18 protein-coding genes are annotated in these 20630 nt (G+C 76.4%); 14 read left to right on the forward strand and 4 right to left on the reverse strand.

The genetic code is table 11. The annotated features are described in order from the left end of the window. Nucleotides 1–10: 10 nt before the first annotated feature. Nucleotides 11–1201: a tellurite resistance TerB family protein gene (locus EAH89_RS32770; RefSeq protein ID WP_241667188.1), complete on the reverse strand. Its 1191-nt coding sequence runs from the start codon at nucleotides 1199–1201 to the stop codon at nucleotides 11–13. A 76-nt stretch (nucleotides 1202–1277) separates the two neighbouring features. After that, entirely contained in the window at nucleotides 1278–2333 is a 1056-nt protein-coding gene (gene epmA, locus EAH89_RS24190) for an EF-P lysine aminoacylase EpmA (protein ID WP_241667189.1), read from the reverse strand. Between the two features lie 74 nt (nucleotides 2334–2407). On the opposite strand from epmA, the gene EAH89_RS24195 reads away from it, so the two are divergent. The 9 genes from EAH89_RS24195 to EAH89_RS24235 all read left to right on the forward strand — a co-directional run bounded on the left by EAH89_RS24195 (nucleotide 2408) and on the right by EAH89_RS24235 (nucleotide 13665). Then, nucleotides 2408–3496: a lysine-2,3-aminomutase-like protein gene (locus tag EAH89_RS24195; RefSeq protein ID WP_140886278.1), complete on the forward strand. Its 1089-nt coding sequence runs from the start codon at nucleotides 2408–2410 to the stop codon at nucleotides 3494–3496. A gap of 101 nt (nucleotides 3497–3597) precedes the next feature. Next, nucleotides 3598–4584 (forward strand): tripartite tricarboxylate transporter substrate-binding protein, encoded by a 987-nt coding sequence (locus tag EAH89_RS24200; protein WP_338325547.1) that lies wholly within the window; start codon nucleotides 3598–3600, stop codon nucleotides 4582–4584. A gap of 449 nt (nucleotides 4585–5033) precedes the next feature. Further along, a complete protein-coding gene (gene efp / locus EAH89_RS24205; RefSeq protein ID WP_140886279.1) occupies nucleotides 5034–5603 on the forward strand; it encodes an elongation factor P in 570 nt (189 codons plus the stop codon). A 44-nt stretch (nucleotides 5604–5647) separates the two neighbouring features. After that, the gene (locus EAH89_RS24210; protein ID WP_140886307.1) at nucleotides 5648–6478 is read left to right on the forward strand and encodes an inositol monophosphatase family protein; all 831 of its coding nucleotides are present in this window, start codon (nucleotides 5648–5650) and stop codon (nucleotides 6476–6478) included. Nucleotides 6479–6638: 160 nt separating this feature from the next. After that, nucleotides 6639–7976 carry a GAF domain-containing sensor histidine kinase gene (locus tag EAH89_RS24215; protein WP_140886280.1) on the forward strand — a complete coding sequence of 446 codons (1338 nt, stop codon included), beginning with the start codon at nucleotides 6639–6641 and terminating at the stop codon, nucleotides 7974–7976. A 78-nt stretch (nucleotides 7977–8054) separates the two neighbouring features. Beyond that, nucleotides 8055–8846, forward strand: a complete 792-nt coding sequence (locus EAH89_RS24220) for a hypothetical protein (RefSeq protein WP_140886281.1) — start codon at nucleotides 8055–8057, stop codon at nucleotides 8844–8846. Further along, the gene (locus EAH89_RS24225; RefSeq protein WP_140886282.1) at nucleotides 8843–9982 is read left to right on the forward strand and encodes a flagellar motor protein MotA; all 1140 of its coding nucleotides are present in this window, start codon (nucleotides 8843–8845) and stop codon (nucleotides 9980–9982) included. The genes EAH89_RS24220 and EAH89_RS24225 overlap by 4 nt, the downstream gene beginning before the upstream one ends. 65 nt (nucleotides 9983–10047) lie before the next feature. After that, nucleotides 10048–11745: a peptidoglycan -binding protein gene (locus EAH89_RS24230; RefSeq protein ID WP_140886283.1), complete on the forward strand. Its 1698-nt coding sequence runs from the start codon at nucleotides 10048–10050 to the stop codon at nucleotides 11743–11745. Between the two features lie 186 nt (nucleotides 11746–11931). Further along, nucleotides 11932–13665 (forward strand): hypothetical protein, encoded by a 1734-nt coding sequence (locus tag EAH89_RS24235; RefSeq protein WP_140886284.1) that lies wholly within the window; start codon nucleotides 11932–11934, stop codon nucleotides 13663–13665. A 140-nt stretch (nucleotides 13666–13805) separates the two neighbouring features. On the opposite strand, the gene EAH89_RS24240 is transcribed toward EAH89_RS24235, so the two are convergent. Continuing rightward, nucleotides 13806–14537 (reverse strand): transporter substrate-binding domain-containing protein, encoded by a 732-nt coding sequence (locus EAH89_RS24240; RefSeq protein WP_140886285.1) that lies wholly within the window; start codon nucleotides 14535–14537, stop codon nucleotides 13806–13808. Between the two features lie 209 nt (nucleotides 14538–14746). Between EAH89_RS24240 and acnA the strand changes: the two genes are divergently transcribed. Together acnA and EAH89_RS24250 are read left to right on the forward strand one after the other, a co-directional pair. After that, on the forward strand, nucleotides 14747–17383 hold the full coding sequence (gene acnA / locus EAH89_RS24245; protein ID WP_140886286.1) for an aconitate hydratase AcnA: 2637 nt from the start codon (nucleotides 14747–14749) through the stop codon (nucleotides 17381–17383). 8 nt (nucleotides 17384–17391) lie between these two features. After that, on the forward strand, nucleotides 17392–18354 hold the full coding sequence (locus EAH89_RS24250; RefSeq protein WP_140886287.1) for a GntR family transcriptional regulator: 963 nt from the start codon (nucleotides 17392–17394) through the stop codon (nucleotides 18352–18354). 16 nt (nucleotides 18355–18370) lie between these two features. Here the strand turns inward: EAH89_RS24250 and EAH89_RS24255 are convergent, their stop codons facing one another. Next, nucleotides 18371–18703 (reverse strand): DUF1491 family protein, encoded by a 333-nt coding sequence (locus tag EAH89_RS24255; protein ID WP_140886288.1) that lies wholly within the window; start codon nucleotides 18701–18703, stop codon nucleotides 18371–18373. Between the two features lie 229 nt (nucleotides 18704–18932). Here EAH89_RS24255 and EAH89_RS24260 point away from each other — a divergent pair, with 229 nt between their 5' ends. The 3 genes from EAH89_RS24260 to EAH89_RS24270 all read left to right on the forward strand — a co-directional run bounded on the left by EAH89_RS24260 (nucleotide 18933) and on the right by EAH89_RS24270 (nucleotide 20629). Next, nucleotides 18933–19190: a hypothetical protein gene (locus tag EAH89_RS24260; RefSeq protein ID WP_162861331.1), complete on the forward strand. Its 258-nt coding sequence runs from the start codon at nucleotides 18933–18935 to the stop codon at nucleotides 19188–19190. 74 nt (nucleotides 19191–19264) lie between these two features. Then, the gene (locus EAH89_RS24265) at nucleotides 19265–20143 is read left to right on the forward strand and encodes a DUF429 domain-containing protein (RefSeq protein WP_241667190.1); all 879 of its coding nucleotides are present in this window, start codon (nucleotides 19265–19267) and stop codon (nucleotides 20141–20143) included. A 159-nt stretch (nucleotides 20144–20302) separates the two neighbouring features. Beyond that, nucleotides 20303–20629, forward strand: coding sequence for a hypothetical protein (locus tag EAH89_RS24270; protein ID WP_140886289.1), 327 nt, complete (start codon nucleotides 20303–20305; stop codon nucleotides 20627–20629). The last annotated feature ends 1 nt before the right edge of the window (nucleotide 20630 follow it).

Consider the following 20630-nt stretch of genomic DNA (forward strand, 5'->3'; position numbering starts at 1 on the left):
CAGCCCTAGTTCAGCCCTGGGGCGCCGCCCCGGCCTCGCGCCCCGCCGCCTGGCCGCCGTCCAGCGCGCCGGAGGCGACCAGTTCGTGCGCCTCCGCCGCCTGGGCGTCGAGCGACTGCCGCAGCCCGGCCGCCAGCCCCAGCCGGTGCGCCAGCGCGTCGAGATAGGCGCGCTCCGCCGCCGTGTCCGGCTCCGCGACCAGGCGCGACGCCATGTAGATCTCGGCCTTCTGCGCGTCCGTCCGGGCCAGCGCCGCGATGGCCGCGGGGTCGGTCGGGGCGTCCATCGCCTGGAAGACGAAGCCCTTCGCCTCGGCGTCGAGGCCGAGCTTCTCCACCTCGCCGAAGATCCGGTCCCGCTCGTCGTTGTCCATGTGGCCGTCGGCCTTGGCCGCCGAGATCATCGCCTTGACGATGGAGAGCCCGAAGGGCTGGCCGTCGGCCGCCTCGACCTCCTCCTGCGCGAACTCCTTCGGGTCGGGCACGCGGCCCTGGGCGCCCACGGGCGCGCCCATCGGCGCCTTCCCCGCGCCGGCCCAGGGGCCGGAGGCCGGCGGCGCCGAGGGTGCCGTCGCGCCGCCCCGCGCCGCTTCCGGCACGCCCTGCGACTCCTGGAACTTCTGCCAGGCGCGGTAGGCCAGCGTGCCGAGCACGGCCATGCCGCCCATCTGCATCAGGCTGCCGCCGCCGCTCGGGCGCCGCCGCCCACCGAGCAGGGAGCCGAGCAGCCCGCCGGCCGCCGCCGTCCCCAGCCCGCCGCCGAGCATCCCGCCCAGCCCGCCGCCGAAGCCGCCACCGCCCATGCCGCCCGTGCCGGGGCTGCCGATGCCGCCGCCGAACAGCCCGCCGCCGCCCCGGTCGTCGTCCTGCGAGGGCGGCTGGACCGTGCCCGCGCGCCCGAGGCTGCCGATGCCGCCGCCGCCGAACAACCCGCCGCCGCCGCGGTCCTGGTCGCCCAAGCTGCCGATCGGCCCGCCGAAGATGCCGCCGCCGCCGCTGCTCCCGCCGCCGAGGCTGCCGATCCCGCCGCCCTTGCCGCCGAAGAGGCCGCCCAGCACGTCGCCCAGCGAGCCGCCGCCGCCGAGGCTGCCGATGCCGCCCCCGCCGCCGCTCCCGCTGCTTCCGCCGCCGAGGCTCCCGATCCCGCCCCCGCGCGAGCCGCCGCCGAGGAACCCTTCGAGCAACGAGCGTGTATCAACCATGTCAGCGTCCTCCGTTGGAACGCTCACAACGCAGCCCACCCGGAGTCGATGCGCCCGGCGGTCCGCCGGGGACCCTTCACGCGCCCGGATAGGGCCAGGCGCCGAGCCAGCGCACGCCGTCGAGCGAGGGCACCCCGGCCGCGAGCATCGCCAGCCGGTCGAAGCCCATCGCGATGCCCGAGACCGCCGGCATCCCCGCGTCCAGTGCCGCCAGGAAGTCCTCGTCCACGCCCCAGCCCTCGCCGTGCAGCGCCTCCCGCTCGGCGACGTCGCGGGCGAAGCGCGCGCGCTGCTCGGCGGCGTCGCGCAGCTCGTCGAAGGCGTTGCCCAGCTCCAGCCCGGCCGCGAAGACCTCGAAGCGGAGCGCGGCGCGCGGGTCGGCGGGGTCGCGCCGCGCGAGCGCCGCCTGGGGCGCCGGCCAATGGGTGAGGAAGCTCCCCCGCCCCCGGCCGAGGCAGGGCTCCACGTGCTCGAGCATGAGGTGGAAGAAGAGATCCTCCCAGCCCAGCCCCGCCGGCACCGCGAGCCCCGCCGCCCGCGCCGCCGCCGCCAGCGCCGCCCCGTCCCCCTCCGCCGTCGCGGGATCGACCGAGGCGAGCACGTCCACCCCCGCCCGCGCGAAGGCCTCGGCCACGCTCACCCGCTCGAAGGGCAGGGAGAGGTCGGTCTCCACCCCCGCATGCGCGACCCGCGGCGGCAGCACGGCGCGGAGGTAATCCTCCACCGCGTCCATCAGCCCCTCCATCCCCGCGCCCTCGAGATAGACCTCCAGCATCGTGAACTCCGGCGCGTGGCGCGGGGAGACCTCGCCGTTCCGCCAGACCCGCGCGATCTCGAAGACGCTCCCGGCGCCGCCCACCAGCAGCCGCTTGATCGCGAGCTCCGGCGAGGTGCGGAGCCAGAGGTCCCTCCCCTCCCCGCGCCCGAGATGCGGCTCGAAGCGGGAGCGGAAGGCGTGCAGGTGCACCTCCATCCCCGGCACGGGCACGAGGGCGGGGGTCTCCACCTCCATGCAGCCCCGCGCCTCCCAGAAGGCCCGCGTGTCGCGCATCAGCGCCGCGCGGCGCCGCAGCGCCGGCAGGCGCGCCCGCAGCGCCTCGGGATGCCAGGTTGGAAGCGGCTGGTGCGGCACCGCGGGGCCTCCGGAAGGGGGTGGGCTCGCCCGCTCCGTGACACATCGCCCCGGATGGGGCTACCAGCCCCGCCATGCCCGACGGCTCCCTCCCCCCCTCCCCCCCGGCCGGCGCCCCCGCCCGCCCGCTCCGCGACGCCGACGCCCTCGCCGCGGCCGGCCTCCTGCCCGCGGCCGGCCTGCCGGCGCTGCGCGCGGTCGCGGCCCGCTACGCCGTCTCCGTCACCCCCGCCATGGCCGCGCTGATCGACCCGGCCGACCCCGCGGACCCCATCGCCGCCCAGTACCTTCCCCACCCCGCCGAGCTGGAGGCGACCGCGCAGGAGCGGGAGGACCCCATCGCCGACGCCCCCCACACCCCCGTGAAGGGCGTCACCCACCGCTACCCCGACCGCGCGCTGCTCAAGCCCCTCCTGGCCTGCCCCGTCTACTGCCGCTTCTGCTTCCGGCGCGAACAGGTCGGCCCCGGCGGGGGCGTGCTGGACGAGGCGGAGCTGGAGGCGGCGCTCGACTGGTTCGCGGCCCACCCCGGCGTGCGCGAGGCCATCCTGACCGGCGGCGACCCCCTCATGCTCTCGCCCCGGCGCCTGCGGCACATCGTGGCCCGCCTCTCGGCCATGCCGCACATCGAGATCATCCGCCTCCACACCCGCGTCCCCGTCGCCGACCCCGCCCGCGTGACGGCGGCCATGGCGGAGGCGCTCGACACCGAGACCGCCCTCTTCCTCCTCCTCCACGCCAACCACGCCCGCGAGTTCACGCAGGACGCCCGCGCGGCCCTCCGCCGCCTCTCCCGCGCCGGCGTCGCGCTCCTCGGCCAGTCCGTGCTGCTGCGCGGCGTGAACGACAGCCCGGCCGCGATGGAGGCGCTCCTGCGCGCCATGCTCGCGAACCGCGTGAAGCCCTACTACCTCCACCAGCTCGACCGCGCCCCCGGCACCGCCCGCTTCGAGGTGCCGATCGCCGAGGGCCGCGCCCTCCTCGAGGGGCTCCGCGGCCGGGTCACGGGCCTCGCCTGGCCGACCTACGCGCTCGACCTGCCGGAGGGCCAGGGCAAGGCCCCGATCGGCCCCGACTTCGCCGAGCGGCGCGACGGCGGCTGGCAGGTCCGCGGCCCCCTCGGCGGCGACCACTTCCAGCCGGACGCCCCGCCCCCCGCCTGACCCCATCTTCCCCGGGCTGCCGCTTCCCTGGCGCCACGGCCGCGTGCAGACTTCCCCGAAACGAGCCGCCCCGCCAGGGGCCGCCCCCGGGAGGAACGCCCTTGCCCCTGATCACCCGCCGCGCCCTGGCGGCCCCCGCTCTCGCCACGCTCGCCGCCGGGGGCAGCGCCCGCGCCCAGGGCGCCTTCCCCTCCCGCCCCATCACCATGATCATCCCCTTCGCCCCCGGCGGCCCCACCGACATCGTCGGCCGCCTCCTGGCCGAGAGCATGTCGCGCGAGATCGGGCAGCCCGTCGTGGTGGAGAACACCACCGGCGCCGGCGGCACCCTCGGCGCCCAGCGCGTGGCCACCGCCCGGCCGGACGGCCACACCGTCCTGCTGCACCACATCGGCATGGGGGTGATCCCCACCATGTACCGCCGCCTGGCCTACGACCCCGTCGGCGGCTTCGAGCCGCTCGGCCTCGTGACGGAGGTGCCGATGACCCTCGTCGGCCGGAAGGACCTGCCGGCCGCGAACCTCGCCGACCTCGTGGCCCTCATGCGGTCGAGCGGGGACCGCTTCAACCTCGCCGACGCCGGCATCGGCTCCTCCTCCGCCCTCTGCGGCGCGCTGCTGGCCAACGCGATCGGCGCGAAGCCGACCGTCATCCCCTTCCGCGGCACGGGCCCGGCCATGCAGGAGATCCTCGGCGGCCGGGTGGACCTCCTCTGCGACCAGACGACGCAGACGACCGAGTACATCCGAGGCGGCGCCGTGAAGGTCTTCGCCACGCCGTCGCGCGCCCGCATCGCGACCCTGCCCGAGATCCCCACCACCGCCGAGGCCGGGCTGCCGGGCTTCGAGGTGACGGTCTGGCACGGCCTCTACGCCCCCCGCGGCACCCCGGCCCCGGTCCTCGCCCGCCTCACCGCCTCCCTCCAGGCCGCGCTCCGCGACCCGCGGGTGGTCCAGCGCTTCACCGAGATCGGCACCGCCCCCGTCCCGCAGGAGGACGCGACGCCCGAGGCCCACCGCCGCTTCTGGATGGCCGACATCGCCAAGTGGAAGCCGATCATCGAGGCGACGAACGGCTACGCGGACTGACGCGACAGGGCGCGCGGCGGCCCCCGTTCCCCCGCCGCCGCGCCCGGAGTCGTCCCCAGCGCCTCCCCCGTCCCGCACCGGTTCCTCACAGGGTTTTCCACAGGCTTGACACCGGAAAAACCCTTTACAAACAGGCCTCAACTACGCGGAGCAGAGGCCTACCCGCAGCTTTTTCCCGTAAATACGATCGCGTAACCGTGAGCCTCCTCCCGGCCCCTTCCGTCCCGCCGGGAGGACCCTGCCGCAACCCCCCGCCGGACCCCCGCCGGCGCCGGCACGGTTGCCAGGACCCCCGCCGCGCGTGTATGGCCCGCGCCCAATCCCGACTTCCCGCGCGCCCCCGGCGCGCTCCACCCAGCGCGCCGCCCGGCGCGCCCCACCGGCGCGCCCCGGCGCGCTCCACGCGACGCGCCCGACGGCGCGCCGGACGAACGAACAGGACGCCCCCCATGGCGAAGATGCAGGCCAACCAGATGCGCGCCGGCATGGTCATCGAGTTCGAGGGCCAGCGCTACACGATCCTGCGCCAGAACATCATGATCCCCGGCAAGGGGAACGCGATCATCCAGGTCGACATGCGCAACATCAAGACCGGCGCGAAGAAGGACCAGCGCTGGCGCACGGCCGACACGGTGGAGCGCCTGAACACCGAGGACAAGGAGTTCAACTACTCCTACGCCGACGGCGACAACATCGTGCTCATGGACCCTGAGACCTTCGAGCAGACGACCGTCCCCGCCGTCATCCTCGGCGACCGCCTGCCCTTCCTCGTCGAGAACATGACCGTCAACGTCCGCCTGATAGAGGGCGAGCCGGTGGCCATCGGCCTGCCCGATACCGTCGTGCTCGAGGTCGTCGAGGCCGATCCCGTCGTGAAGGGGCAGACCGCCTCCTCCTCCTACAAGCCCGCCGTGCTCTCGAACGGCGTGAAGGTCATGGTCCCTCCCTTCATCACCGCCGGCGAGAAGATCGTCGTCCGCACCGAGGACGCGACCTACCTGGAGCGGGCGAAGGGCTGAGCCACATGTCCGGCGCCCAGCCCTCCTCGCGACTCTCCCCCGCGATGACCGTGGTCATCAACGCCGCCCGCAAGGCCGGGCGGCGCCTGCTGCGCGACTTCGCGGAGGTGGAGAACCTGCAGGTCAGCGCGAAGGGGCCGGGCGACTTCGTCTCCCAGGCGGACCTCCGCGCCGAGGAGACGCTGCGGGACGAACTCCGCCGCGCCCGCCCCTCCTTCGCCTTCCTCATGGAGGAGAGCGGCGAGAGCGGCACGGAGGAGTGGGAGTGGCGCTGGGTGGTGGACCCGCTCGACGGCACCACCAACTTCCTCCACGGCATTCCCCAGTGGTGCATCTCGATCGGCATCGAGCACCGCCTCTCGCCCACCAGCACCGAGGTGGTCGCCGGCGTCATCTACAACCCCGCGACCGACGAGCTCTTCTGGGCCGAGAAGGGCCGCGGCGCCTTCCTCAACGACAAGCGCCTCCGCGTCTCCGGCCGGCGCGACCTGAACGCCGCCCTCTTCGCGACCGGCATCCCCTTCGCGAAGGTGCCGCACCGCGCGGAGTTCACCACGACGCTCGCCAGGCTCATGCCCCAGGTTGCCGGCATCCGCCGCTTCGGCTCGGCCGCGCTCGACCTCGCCTGGGTCGCCGCCGGCCGCTACGAGGGCTACTGGGAGCTCGGCCTCAACCGCTGGGACTGCGCGGCGGGGATCGTCATGGTCAAGGAGGCCGGCGGCTACGTCACCGGCCCCGGCGACGAGGACCCCTACGCCACCGGCAACGTCGTCGCCGGCAACCCCTTCCTGCACGGCAAGCTGCGGGAGGCCGTGGTCGAGGGCCTCTCCTACGTGGCCGGCCGCCGCGCGGGCGCTGAGCCGGGCCCGGCCTGAGCCGCCCCCGGCGTTCCGGAAATCCCGATTCCGCCGCTCTCGCCCCGCTTCCTTGCGCCGCGTATCTTTAATAAAGCATCCCCGCTGACCCGGATGTGACAGGGTGGCAATCCAGGACACACCACACCCCGGGCGGGCGTGGCGAGAAGGGGAGTACCGGATGAACACCTCCCCGCCGCCCCGCGCCGGCGAGTGGCCGCCCGAGCGGCCCGGCGAGGGCGCGCCGGCCGAGGGGCGCGAGGGCGACCCCCTGGCGCCCCCCGCCCCGCTCTCCATCGCCGCCGAGCCCGCCCCGCGCCCCCTCGCGGACAGCCTGCCGCCCGCGCTCGCGGCGGACGTGCAGGCCATCGGCCGCATCGAGGCGGTGCCCACCATCCTCGACGTCATCTGCCGGATGACGGGCATGCGCTTCGCCGCCGTCGCCCGCGTGACCGAGGAGCGCTGGGTCGCCTGCGAGACGCTCGACAAGGCCGGCCTCGGCCTCAAGCCCGGCGACGAGCTCGCGATCGCGACCACCTTCTGCCAGGGCATCGTCGAGACCGGCACGCCCGTGGTCTTCGGCAACGCCCCCGAGGACCCCGCCTACCGCGACCACCCCGTCCCCGCGCTGTATGGCTTCCAGAGCTACGTCTCGGTGCCCATCACGCTGCGCGACGGCCGCCGCTTCGGCACCCTCTGCGCCCTCGACCCGAGCCCGCGCCGCGTGGACGGCCCCGAGACGCTCGGCATGTTCCGCCTCTTCGCGGAGCTGATCGCGGCCCAGCTCGCCGCCGACGACGAGCTCCGCCGCGCGCGCGCCGAGCTGACGGAGCAGCGCGAGCTGGCCGTGCTGCGCGAGCAGTTCATCGCCGTCCTCGGCCACGACCTGCGCAACCCCGTCGCCTCCATCGCCTCCGGCGCGCGCCTCCTCGGCCGCTCCGTCACCGACGAGACCGGGCGCAAGGTCCTCGCCCTCATGCAGTCGAGCATCCTTCGCGTCGGCGGCCTCATCAACAACCTCATGGACTTCGCCCGCGCCCGCCTCGGCGAGGGGCTGGAGCTGGACCGGCGCGGCGCCGATCCCCTGGCGCCGGTCCTCGAGAGCACGATCGACGAGCTGCGCTCCATCCACCCCGGCCGCCAAATCGAGGCTCGCCTGGCCATCGACGAGCCCGTCCCGGCCGACGGCCCGCGCATCGCCCAGCTCCTCTCGAACCTCCTCGGCAACGCGCTGACCCACGGCGACGCCGCCTCCCCCGTCCGCATCGAGGCGACGACGGAGGGCGGCGTCTTCGAGCTCCGCGTCGCCAACGCCGGCCGGCCCATCCCGGCGGACGCCCTGCCCGGCCTCTTCCAGCCCTTCTTCCGCGGCAGCGTCCGCCCGAACCAGCAGGGCCTGGGCCTCGGCCTCTTCATCGCCTCCGAGATCGCCCGCGTGCACGGCGGCACGCTCGAGGCCGAATCGGGACCCTCGGAGACCCGCTTCACCTTCCGCATGCCGCTGCCCCCGCGGGACTGACCGGCCGCTGCCCCGATCCCGGTTCCCCGCCCCGGCCCTCCTTCAACGATTCATCCCTTCTGGGCTACCCTCGCCCCCGTGACCTTTCCCGACGCACGCCGCGCGGCCGCCACGGCCCTGGCCCTCCTCCTCGCCGCCCTGCCGGCCACGCGGCCGGCCGCCCTCCGCGCCCAGCCCGCCACGGCGGCGGGAACCGGGGCGACGGGAACCGCGGTGGCGGCCCCGGAGGCCGAGCCCGGCGAGCCCGCCGAGGCCCCGCCCGCGCCGGCCAGCCTCGCGACCGGCCCGCTGCGCGCGAACATCCCGGTCCTCCCCGACCTCCCCCTCGGCCCGGGCTTCGAGCGCCTGCCGATCGGCGGCTGGCGCCTCACCGGCCGGGCCGGCGGCGGCGAGGCCGACCACGCCTCGCGCCTGTCCATCGAGACCATCGGCCGCTACCTGGCCGAGGGCACCACGGGCCGCGTCACGGTGATCGCCCAGGTCGCGGGCCCGGCGGAGGACCCCTCCGTCGCCCGCCGCACGAGCCTCGCCCGCGCCGTGCTGGTGAAGTCCGCGCTCGTCGGCGGCGGCCTGCCGGGCACGCGCATCGACCTCCGCCCCATGGGCCGCACCGCCGAGGCGCGCGACGCCCTCGACATCATCGCGCCGCCCGCGCGCCCGGCCCGCGACGAGCCGCCCCCGCCCGCGCCCGAGCCCCCGCCCATCCCGCCCCCGCCCGCCGAGCCCGCGCCCCGCGCCGCCGCGCCCGCGCGCGGAAGCGCAGCCCGCCCGGGCGGCACCGGGGCGCCCGCGCGCGCCACCCCGGGGAACGCCACCCCGGGCGGCGCGGGCAGCGCCCGGCCCGGCGCGCCAGGAGGCCAGACCCCATGACCAACCCGACGCGCTACCTCCTGCGGATGGTGCTCTTCCTCGTCCTGGTGGCGCTCGTCGCCGGGATCCTCTTCGGGGAGCTCCAGCACGCCTTCGCGGTCAACCCCGTGCTGAACAGCCTCATCCTCGCGGTGCTGCTCCTCGGCATCGCCTGGTGCATCCGCCAGGTCCTGCTCCTGAAGCGCGAGGCAGACTGGCTGAACGCCTTCCGCTCGCCCCGCCCCGCCGGCGCCGCCGCCCCGCCGCCCCGCCTCCTCGCCCCCATGGCGTCGATGCTGGCCAGCCGCCGCTCGGACCACCTCTCCCTCTCGACCGGCGCCATGCGCGGCGTGCTCGACGGCATCGGCTCGCGCCTCGACGAGGACCGGGAGCTGTCCCGCTACATGACGGGCCTGCTCATCTTCCTCGGCCTGCTCGGCACCTTCTGGGGGCTGATCCTGACCATCGGCTCGGTCTCCGACGTCATCCAGAACATGTCGGTCGGCACGGGCGACGTGACGAACCTCTTCAACCAGCTCAAGTCCGGCCTCGCCCAGCCGCTCCAGGGCATGGGCGTCGCCTTCTCCTCCTCCATGCTCGGCCTCGCCGGCTCCATCGTGCTCGGCTTCCTCGACCTGACCGCGGGCCAGGCCCAGGCACGCTTCTACAACGAGCTCGAGGAATGGCTCGCCGGCATCACCCGCCTCTCCTCCGGCGTCCTCGGCAACGACGGCGCGGAGGGCGGCTCGGTGCCCGCCTACGTCCAGGCGCTGCTCGAGCAGACCGCCGAGAACCTCGAGGGCCTGCAGCGCATCCTCGCCCGCGGCGAGGAGCGCAGCGCCCATTCCGGCCGCGCGCTCGAGACGCTGACGGAGCGCCTCTCGGTGCTCACCGACCAGATGCGCGCCAACCAGGTCCTCATGCAGCGGGTCGCGGAGGCCCAGGCGAGCCTCGGCCCCATCCTCGCCCGCATGGCCGAGCCCGACGAGCACGACGCCGCCACCCGCGGCCACATGCGCAACGTGGAGCTCTACCTCGCCCGCCTGCTCGAGGAATCGGCCCAGGGCCGCGCCCAGTCGACCCAGGAGATCCGCTCCGAGATCAAGGTCCTCGCCCGCACCATCGCCGCCCTCGCCGAGGCCCCGCCGCAGTCATGAGCGCCCCGGCATGAGGCCCGCATGACCCCGCCGCAGGGCACGGCCAGCGCGCGCAGGCCCACCCCATGGCGCTAGGCAACGGCCGCCGCGGGCACCGCGAATCCGCCAACGCCTGGCCGGGCTACGTCGACGCGCTGGCCACGCTGCTCATCATCATCATCTTCGTCCTCCTCGTCTTCGTCCTCGCCCAGGGCTTCCTCTCCGTCGCCCTCTCGTCGCGCGACCGCGCGCTCGACCGGCTGAACCGGCAGGTGACGGAACTCGCCGAGCTCCTCTCGCTCGAGCGCGCGGGGAACGAGGAGCTGCGCGCCGGCCTCGGCCGCACGCGCGAGGAAGCCCGCGCCGCCGCCGCCGACCGCGACGCCGCCCGCCGCGACCTCCAGGGCCTGCGCGCCGAGGCCGCCCGCGCGGCCACCGCCCGCGACGCGCTGCGCGAGGAGCGCGACCGCCTCGCCGCCCGCCTCTCCGACGCCGACCTCGCCGCCCGCGGCAACGCGCAGCGCCTCGCAGGCCTCGAGACCCGCCTCGCCGAGGCGCTGGGCGGCCTCGACGCCGCCGGCAGCGACGCGGCCCGCACCGTCCGCGGCCTGACCGAGACCCGCCGCGCGCTCGCCGGCGAGGAGACCGCGCGCCAGGCCGCCGAGCGGGGCCTCGCCGAGACCCGCACCGCCCTCGAGGCCGCCCGGCGCGAGCTCGCGGCGCTGCGCGAGCAGGCGGCAAGCCTCGACCGCCAGGTCGCGGCCGACCGCGGCACCATCGAGGCCCGCCTCTCCGACATCACGCGGCTGAACGAGCAGGTCCGCGCCCTCGCCGCCCTCCGCGACCAGGCCGAGCAGCAGGCGCGGGACGCCCTCGCCCGCGCCGAGGCGCTGGACCGCCGCCGGGAGGGCGCCGAGGCCGGCGCCGCCGAGGCCAACCGCGCCCGCCAGGCCGCCGAGGCCACCGCGCTCCAGGCCAACCGCGCCCGCGAGGCCGCCGAGGCCGCGACGGTCGAGGCCAACCGCGCCCGCGGCGCCGCCGAGGCCCTCGCCGCCGAAGCCACCCGCGCCGCCCGCGCCGAGGCCGAGGCGCGCCGCGCGGCCGAGGCCCAGGTCGAAGCCGGCACCGGCGCCTACGCGCGCCTGTCGGACAGCGCCCGCGCCCAGGCCGCCCTCCTCACCCAGCAGCTCGACGCGCTGCGCGCGGAACTGCGCCGCGTCGCCGCCGCCCTCGACGCGCGCGAGGCGACGGACCGCGAGAAGGACACGCAGATCGCGGCCCTCGGCACGCGGCTGAACGCGGCGCTCGCCGCCCGGGTCGAGGAGCTCCAGCGCTACCGCTCGGACTTCTTCGGGCGGCTGCGCGAGGTGCTGGGCGACCGGCCGGAGCTCCGCATCGCCGGCGACCGCTTCGTCTTCCAGTCCGAGGTCCTCTTCCCCGCCGGCAGCGCCGACCTGTCGGACGCCGGGCGCGAGGAGATCGCGAAGGTCACCTCCCTCCTCCTCGACATCGCCCGCCGCATCCCCGAGGGCACGAACTGGGTGCTGCGCGTGGACGGCCACGCCGACAGCACGCCGATCCGCGGCAACCCGCGCTTCGCGAGCAACTGGGAGCTCTCCTCCGCCCGCGCGATCGCGGTGGCGCAGCTCATGATCCAGAACGGCCTGCCGCCCAACCGCGTCGCCGCGACGGCCTTCGGCGAGTTCCAGCCGATCGACACCGCCGACACCCCCGCCGCCCGCGCCCGCAACCGCCGGATCGAGCTGCGCCTGACGGACCGCTGAGCGCGGCGCGGCCCGCCGATCGTCTTAACCCTCGAACAACATGCGCGCCCCTATCCTGGCTCTCGGCGAGCCCGCCGGCGGCGACGTGCCGGAGCCCGCTCCCGCGCCGCGCCGGGGGAGCGCGCGGCCGCCCTGCCCGTCGTTCGCGCGCCGGGAGGTCGCGGGACCGGCAGCGGGGGATGGATCATGGGCGCGTTCTTCTGGGTCGATGACCGCAAGGCGGACCGGCTGGCCGATCCGGTCGGCACCATGAAGCGCTACTTCGCCGAGGCCGGCTTCCCGCGCGGCATCGAGGCGGCCACGAGCGGCGGGCTCTTCGTCTACTACCAGAAGATCGGCACGGACATCAGCAGCTTCCTGGACCTGGGCGGGGGCGACTTCGCCGCGGCGCTCGGGACGCTGATCTACCAGGGCGCGGTCGGCGCGCCCGCCGTCCGGTCGCTCCTCGAGCGAAGCCGCTCCACGAGCCTCGACCACGAGCTCCGCGCCTGCATGGGGCACTTCACCCTGATCACGAACCAGGGCGGGCAGCTCTGCATCCGGCGCGACCAGAACTCCTCCCACGAGGTCTACCACGACGCGGACGTCGCGGCGGTCAGCTCCTCCTTCCTCGCCATCGCGCGCTCGCTGAAGCGGCCGGCGGTCAGCGGGCACGAGGTCCTGGAATACGTCTTCAACGGCGTCACCTTCGGGACGGGAACGCCCGTCCGCGGCGTCCGCCGCCTGGACCTCGGCGAGACGCTGAGGCTCCCCGGGGCGACGGTGGAGAAGGCCGTGCAGGCCCTCTGCCCGCCGCCGATCCAGGGCAGCGCGGCCGACGTCGCGGAAGGCGTCTTCGCCGCCCTGGTCGAGCGCACGCGAACCGTCGCCGGCGTCTTCGGGACGAACGTCAACCAGGCCCTCTCCGGCGGCTACGACACCCGGCTCCTGCTCGCGCTGTTCCGGCACGTGGGGGTGGTGCCCCGGCTCTTCGTCTACGGCGGCAAGGACAGCACCGACGTCCGGATCGCGACGGCGATCGCGAAGGGCGAGGGCATTCCCCTCGAGCACCTCGACAAGTCGCTGCCGGACCTCGCCGACAAGGACCAGCTCGCGGAGGTCGTGAAGCGGAACTTCATCCTCTACGACGGGTTCAACCACCTCGGCCTGTTCGAGCACAACGCCGAGCACGAGATGCGCCTCGACCGGCACCGGAACGGCTCGTTGAACCTCCACGGCGGCGGCGGCGAGATCTTCCGGAACTTCTTCGGCCTTCCGGACCGCCGGGTATCGCCCGCCCAGGTGGTCTCGGCCTTCTTCAGCCAGTTCGACCCCTCGGTGTGCCGGGAGCCGCGGGACGTGCAGCGGTACCGGGAGGCCATGGAGGGAAAGATTGCGGACCTGCTGGGCACCAAGGAGCGGTTCCTCTCCCGCTACCAGGTGGAAGCCCTCTACCCCCACTTCCGCTGCCGGTCCTGGTTCGGGCGGGAGAACAGCATCAACGGGCGCTACGGCTACTCGCTCCTGCCCTTCTACGAGAGCCTGACGACGGACCTCGCGCTGCGCATCCCCGTCCGCCACAAGGACTTCGGCAACTTCCAGGGCCGGCTCATCCGCATGGCCGACGCGCGGCTGGCGGGCTATCCCTCGCAGTACGGGCACAGCTTCGAGGCGGACGCGCCGCTCCGGTACCGCGCGGCCAACCTGATCGGCCGCGCGAGGCCGGCCTTCGTCCGCCGGCGGATGTACCAGCTCAAGCGGAGCCTCCGCGCCCGCCCGCGGGGCGCCCGGCCGCCGGTGGCCGGCATGAGCACCCTCCTTCTCGCCGACTACCCCTACATGTCCCGCTACTTCCGGCTGGACCGGGTCGACGACCCCGTGCAGCACAACCGCATCGCCACGCTCGAGTACCTGTTCGGCCAGCTCGCGGCGGTGCCCTAGCGCGGCCCGTCGCCGGGCCACGCCCCAATCGGCCGCCTTCGGCGCGTCCCGGCCGATCGGCACCCCGCGCCGGCAAACGCCGGGCCGAGCCCGGCCGGACCGACCGCTGTGGGCGAGCCGTCCCGATCGCCCCGCCCCGGTCAGGCCGCCGGCGCGACGGTCGCCTCCCCCTGGCCGCTGCGGGCGAGCGCCGCCGCCACGAAGCCGTCCGCCTTCATCGCCTCGACGAAGCCGTGCAGCGCGGCCGCGCCCGCGGGATTGCCCCGCCGCAGCGCCATGGCCTGGCGGATCTCGAGGAAGCGGTCCGGCAGCACGCGGAGGTCGTCCCGCCCCGCCGCCGCCGCGGCCAGGGGCTGTCGGATGCCGGCCGCCACCTCCGCCCCGCCCGCGAGGAAGAGCGCGATCGCCTCGGCCGAGCTCGGGGCATGGACGAGGCGCGCCGCGCGCAGGCTGCGGCCGAGATGCAGGTCGTAGGCGCTGTTCTTCCCCGCCGCGATCCGCACGCCCTCCCGGTCCACCTCCGCCGCCGCGCGGAAGTCGCTCGACGCGGGGACGAGGTAGGTGCCCTCGATGACGACATAGGGCGCGGTGAAGTCGAGCTCGGCCGCGCGCGCCGGGTCGATGGCCAGGAAGCCGACGTCGCAGGCCCCGTCGCGGAGCGCGGCGAAGGCGGCCCCGGCCGTGTCGAAGGGCTCCAGCGCCGCCTCCACCCCGAGCCCCGCCGCGAGCGCCCGCGCGAGCTCCACCGACACGCCGCCGAGCGCCCCGTCCGCCGCGCGCTGCGCCAGCACGGGGTTGCCGAGGTTGATGGCCGCCCGCAGCCGCCCGGTGGGCGCCAGCACCGGGCGGAGTTCCGGGGTCACGTTGCTCATCCTGCCGTCCTGCCTCCTGCGCCCGGCCTTCGTCGGCGCGGGGCCGGAAGCCAGTGCACCAGACTCCCCGCCCGCACAATTCCGGCCCCGCCCCGCGGCAACCCGCCCCAGGAACAGCCCGACAGCGCACCTGCCGCCCCGGTTGCTGTTTTCTATCGCCATAGACTACACGCCCCCGGGCGGGGCCGGGACCCCGCGGGAGTGAGACGATGCCCGAGCGGACCATCGACGGCGCCTTCGGCCGCCGGCGCGTCACCGACCTTCACGCCGCGGCCGGGAGCGACCTGCCCCGGCTCCCCTGGGTCCACCGCGTGCTGCTGGAGAACGTCCTCCGCCAGGACGACCCCGCCGTGCGCGAGGCCGGGCGCGCCGCGATCCTCGGCTGGCTGGCGACGGGCACGAGCGAGGCGGAGATCCCCTTCTCGCCCGCCCGCATCCTCATGCACGACACCACCTGCGGCCCGGCGCTCGTCGACATCGCGGCCATGCGCGACGCCCTCGCGGAGGCCGGCGGCGACCCGCGGCGCCTCAACCCCGCCGTCCCCGTCGCGACCTCGACCGACCACTCCCTCGCGGTCGACGTCGCGGGCACCCCCGGCGCGCTCGGCGCCAACATGGCGCGCGAGATGGAGCGCAACGCCGAGCGCTACCGCTTCATGAAATGGGCCGCCAACACCGTCGACGGCTTCCGCGTCTTCCCGCCCGGCACGGGCATCATGCACACGATCAACCTCGAGCGCCTGGCCACCGTCGTGACCACGGAGGTGCGGGACGGCGTGGCCTGGGCGGTGCCGGACACGCTGGTGGGCACGGACAGCCACACGCCGATGGTCAACGGCATCGGCGTGCTCGGCTGGGGGGTCGGCGGCATCGAGGCGGAGGGCGTCATGTTCGGCGTGCCCGTCTCGCTCCGCGTGCCGGAGGTCCTCGGCGTGCGGCTGGCCGGCGCCCTGCCGGAGGGCACCTTCGCCACCGACCTCGCGCTCGCGGTCACCGAGCGCCTCCGCCAGGCCGGCGTCTCCGGCGAGTTCGTGGAGTTCTTCGGCCCCGGCATCGGCCACCTCACGGCCGGGCAGCGCGCCGTCGTCGCCAACATGGCGCCCGAGTACGGCGCCAGCACGGGCATGTTCCCGATCGACGCCCGCACCCTCGACTACCTCCGCCAGACCGGCCGCGCCGAGGCCGGCATCGCCCTCGTCGAGGCCTATGCCCGCGCCCAGGGCCTCTGGCACGACCCCGCGAACGCACCGCGCTACACGCGGGTGATCGAGCTGGACCTCGCCGCCCTCCGCCCGTCGCTGGCCGGGCCGCGCCGCCCGCAGGACCGGCTGGACACTGCGGCCGTGCCGGCCGCCCTCGCCACCCCGGCGCCCGGCGACGGCCCCCCGCCCGGCGCCAGCGGCATCCCCGCCGACGCCGTGGCCATCGCCGCCATCACCTCCTGCACCAACACCTCCGACTTCCCCCTCCTTGTGGCCGCCGGCCTCGTCGCCCGCCGCGCCCGCGCCCTCGGCCTCGCCGTGCCCGCCTGGGTGAAGACCTCCCTCACCCCCGGCTCGCCCTCGGCCGAGCGGCGCCTCCGCCGCGCCGGGCTGCTGGAGGACCTGGAGGCGATGGGCTTCGGCGTCGCCGGCTACGGCTGCGCCACCTGCATCGGCAATTCCGGCCCCCTCCTGCCCGCGGTGGCGGAGGCGATGGAGCGGGAGGGGCTGCGGCCCGTCGCGGTGCTCTCGGGCAACCGCAACTTCCCGGGCCGCGTGCACGCCGCCATCGAATCCGCGCTGCTCGCCTCGCCGCCCCTCGTCGTCGCCTACGCCGTCGCGGGCCGCGCCGGGATCGACGTCGCGCGGGACCCGCTGGCCACCGGCGCCGACGGCCGGCTGGTGCACCTCCGCGACCTCTGGCCCCGCGCCGCCGAGATCGATGCCGTCGCGTCGGGCGCGCTCGACCCCGCGGACATCGCCGCCGCCGGCGCCGAGGCCGACGCCTCCGCCGCCTGGGCCGAACTCGACGCGCCCGCCACCCCGCGCTTCCCCTGGGACCCCGCCTCCACCTACCTCCGCCGCCCGCCCTTCGTGACCTTCGGCCCCGCCGGGACGCCGGCCGGCACGCTCGACGCCCATCCCCTGATGGTGCTCGGCGACGACATCACCACCGACCACATCTCCCCCGCCGGCGCGATCGCGCCCGCCAGCGACGCGGCCGCCTGGCTGGTCGAGCGCGGCGAGGACGCCAGCGACCTCAACGTCTACGCCGCCCGCCGCGGCAACTGGGAGGTGATGCTGCGCGGCCTCTTCGTGAACCGCAGCGTGGTGAACCACCTCCGGCCGGGCCTGAAGGCCGGCCTCACCGTCTTCGCGCCGACCGGCGAGGTCCTGCCGGCCTGGCAGGCCGCCGCGCGCTACGCCGAGGCGGGGCTGCCCGTCGTCCTCCTTGCCGGGGAGCGCTACGGCACCGGCTCCTCGCGCGACTGGGCGGCCAAGGGCGCCCAGCTCCTCGGCGCCCGCGCCGTGCTGGCGAACTCCTTCGAGCGCATCCACCGCTCCAACCTCGTCGGCATGGGCGTGCTGCCGCTCCGCCTGCCGGAGGGATGGCGGCCGAAGGCGCTCGGCCTCCGCCCCGGCGACCGCCTCGCGATCGAGTGGAACCCCGCCGCCCTGGCCCCCCGGAGCGCGGTCGGCGTGACCCTGCACCGCGCGGCGACCGGCGAGCGGCTGTCCGGCACCGCCATCGCCCTGCTCGACACGGCGCGGGAGGTCGCGCTCATCCAGGCCGGCGGCATCATCCCGATGATCCTCCGCCGCGCCCTCGCGGCCGGCCGCGCTCCGGAGGCCGCCGCCGGCTGAGGCCCGCCATGCCCCGCCCGCCCGCCGCCCTCCTGCACCGCGCCCTCGCCCGCGCCATCGTCGAGCGGCTGCGCGCCGAACCCGACGCGGCGGCGGAGGCGCTGAGCGAGAACGGCCTCGCCCGGCGCCTCGGCACCTCCCGCTCCCCGGTCCGCGGCGCCCTGCGGCTCCTGCTGGAGGCCGGCGTCCTCGCCCGGCGGGAGGACGGGCGCCTCGCGCTGCGCCGCCTCCCGCCCGCCGGCGAGAACCTGCCCGGCGATCCCCTACCCGGGGAGAACCCGGCCACCCCCGCCCCCGCCGCGGCCGAGCGCCTCTACTGGCGCCTCGCCGCCGACCGCCTGGCCGGCGCCCTGCCGGACGTGGTGGGGGAGGCCGACCTCGCGCGCCGCTACGGCGCCTCCCGCGGGCCGGTCCACCGCGCGCTGCTGCAGGCCGCGGGGGAGGGCTGGGTCGAGCGCGCGCCCTCGGGCACCTGGCGCTTCCTCTCCCTCATCGACGGCGCCGCGAGCTACGACGAATCCTACCGCTTCCGCCGCGCCATCGAGCCCGCCGCCCTGCGGGACCCCGCCTTCCGCCTCCCCGCGCCCACCCTCGAGCGGCTGCGGCGGGAGCAGCGGGACCTGCTCGGCCGCGCCGGGGAGGCCGGCCCGCGCGAGGTCTTCGAGCTGAACTCGGGCTTCCACCTCGCCCTCGTCCAGGCCTCCAACAACCGCTTCCTCGCCGACGCCGCGCTCCGCCTCACGCGGCTCCGGCGGGTCGTCGGCTACGTCATCGCGCTCGACCAGGGCCGGCTGGCCGCGCAGTCCGCCGAGCACCTGGCCATCCTCGACCGGCTGGAGGCGGGCGACCGCGAGAGCGCCGCCCGGCTGCTCCTGCGCCACCTCGACGCCGGGCGCGCCTCCAAGGCGCGCCTCCTCGCCGACGCGCGGCTGAAGCTCGACGGCCTGGCCGCCGCGCCGGGCGACGGATGAGGGCGCGAAGCCCGGCTCAGATCAGCACGGCCTCGAAGGGCGGCAGCAGGTCCGGCGCCTCGAACTCCAGCACCCAGAGGTCGGGGTCCCGCTTCACCTGGCGCGCAACATAGGCGTCGGCCGCGGCGTCGTCGACCGGCGTGGCCCCGCTGCCCCGCATCCAGGCCGGCCGCCCCTCGGCGTCCCGCGTCTGCGAGAGCACCACGAGCCCCTCCCGCCCGCGCAGCACGCAGAGGATGCCCCCGCTGTCCGGGTCCCCCTTGCGCAGCACCGCCCCGGGCCGCCCCGCCAGGTCCCCCATCCGGATCGCCATGGAGGCCCAGAGCCCCGCCTTGATCCGCGCTTCCATCCCGCCGTCTCCTCCGCCGCCCCCGCTCCTGCCCCGCGGCGTCCCCTGCCGCAAGCCCGCCGCCGGAAGGCGGCCCAGGGCACGCGCCGGGGGGCGGCCCAGGGCACACGCCGGAAGGCGACCCAGGGCACGCGCCGGAAGGCGCGCCGCGGCCGCCGCGCCGGGGGCTTGCTGCCCGCGCCCCGTCGCGCCATTGAGGGCGCCTCACTCCATCCCCGGGAAGTCTCCCATGGCCACCACCCCCAAGCCGGACGCCGCGCCGCGGATGACCGAGGCCCAGCGCGCCTACGAGGCGAAGCGCGCCGCCAAGAACGGCATGAGCCTCGAGAAGTGGCTCGCCGCGAAGGAGAAGGAGCGCGAGGACGAGCGCCGCGCGGCCAGCGCCGACGCCGCCCGCCGCACCGCCGAGGTCGCCCCGCCGAAGAAGCCGACCCTCTTCCGCCGCCTCCTCGACCGCGCGCAGCAGCCTCTCAAGCCCTCCCGCTGACCGCCCCGCCGGCGCGCCCCGGCGCGCTCGTCGCCGCCCATGCCGACTGGTCGGCGCACCCGGCCAAGCGCTGGGTGAGCATCGCCCGGCGGGAGGGCGGCGCCTGGCGGGCGGAGGCGCCCCGCCCCGTCGGCGACCCCGCCGGCCTCGCCGCCGGCCTGCTCGCGGAGGGCGCCCCGGTCGCGATCGGCCTCGACCTCCCCCTCGGCCTGCCCCGCGCCTGGGCCGCCGCCCGGCCGGAGCCGGGCTTCCCCGCCTTCCTCCGCGCCCTGCCCGCCGATCCCGGCTTCCTGGAGGTGAACGAGGACCTCGCCACCGTCTCCGCGGCGCGCCCCTTCTACCCCCGGCTCGGCCGGCGCGGCATGACGCGCGCGGCGCACGCGGCGGCGCTCGGCCTCGCCGGCCCCGCCGACCTCTCCCGCCTCTGCGACCGCGCGACCGCCGAGCGCCCGGCCGGCGCCCCCCTCTTCTGGACGCTGGGCGCCAACCAGACCGGCAAGGCCGCCATCGCCGCCTGGCGGGACTGGATCGCGCCCGCGCTCGCCGCCGGCGCCCCGCTCCGCCTCTGGCCCTTCGAGGGGACGCTTGCCGCCCTCCTCGCCCCCGGCCGGGCCGTCCTCGCCGAGACCTACCCCGCCGAGGCCATGCGCCAGCTCGGCGTCCGCTTCCCCGGCAGCAAGCGCGACCGCGCCGCCCGCCGCGACGCCGCCCCCGCCCTCCGCCTCGCCATGGACCGCCTCGGCGTCGCGCCCGCCCCCGCGCTGCAAGCCGCGGTCGAGGACGGCTTCGGCGCCGACGTCGCCGGCGAGGACCGGGTGGACAGCCTGCTGGGCCTCCTCTGCGTCGTCTCGGTGCTCGACGGCGCCCGCCCCGACTTCATCCCCGTCGACCCCTGGGTCCGCCGCTGGGAGGGCTGGGTCCTCGGCCAGACCGCCCTTCCCCGGGCCCCTTGAAAACGGCGGGGCCGGGAACCATTTGTTACGTATCGGACGGCGCTTTCCGGTGGACCGGCGGCGCCCGCACGGGCCACGATGCGGCCCCGTCCCCGCCACAATCCGGCGCGAATCGGCGGCCAGCATGGCCATCCTCATGAGCTCCCGGAGGGCAAGTCGATGAAGTTCCGCAACCTCGTGCTGGGCGGCCTTGCCGCCGCCACCCTCATGGCCGCCGTCCCCGCCGAGGCCGGCTGGCACCGCCGTGGGCCGAGCGGCGGCGCGATCGCCGGCGGCATCATCGGCGGCCTGGCGCTCGGCGCCATCGCCGGCGCGGCCATCGCGGCGCCGCCGGCCTACTACCCGCCGCCGCCGCCCGTCTACTACGCCCCGCCCGCCTACTACGCGCCCCCGCCGCCGGCCTATTACGCGCCGCCGCCGCGCGTGTACTACGCGCCCCCGCCGCCGGCCTACTACGCCCCGGCGCCGACCTACTACCGCTACTGAG

Origin of the sequence: Muricoccus nepalensis (assembly GCF_006438825.1) — a bacterium.
Lineage (GTDB): Bacteria > Pseudomonadota > Alphaproteobacteria > Acetobacterales > Acetobacteraceae > Roseomonas > Roseomonas nepalensis.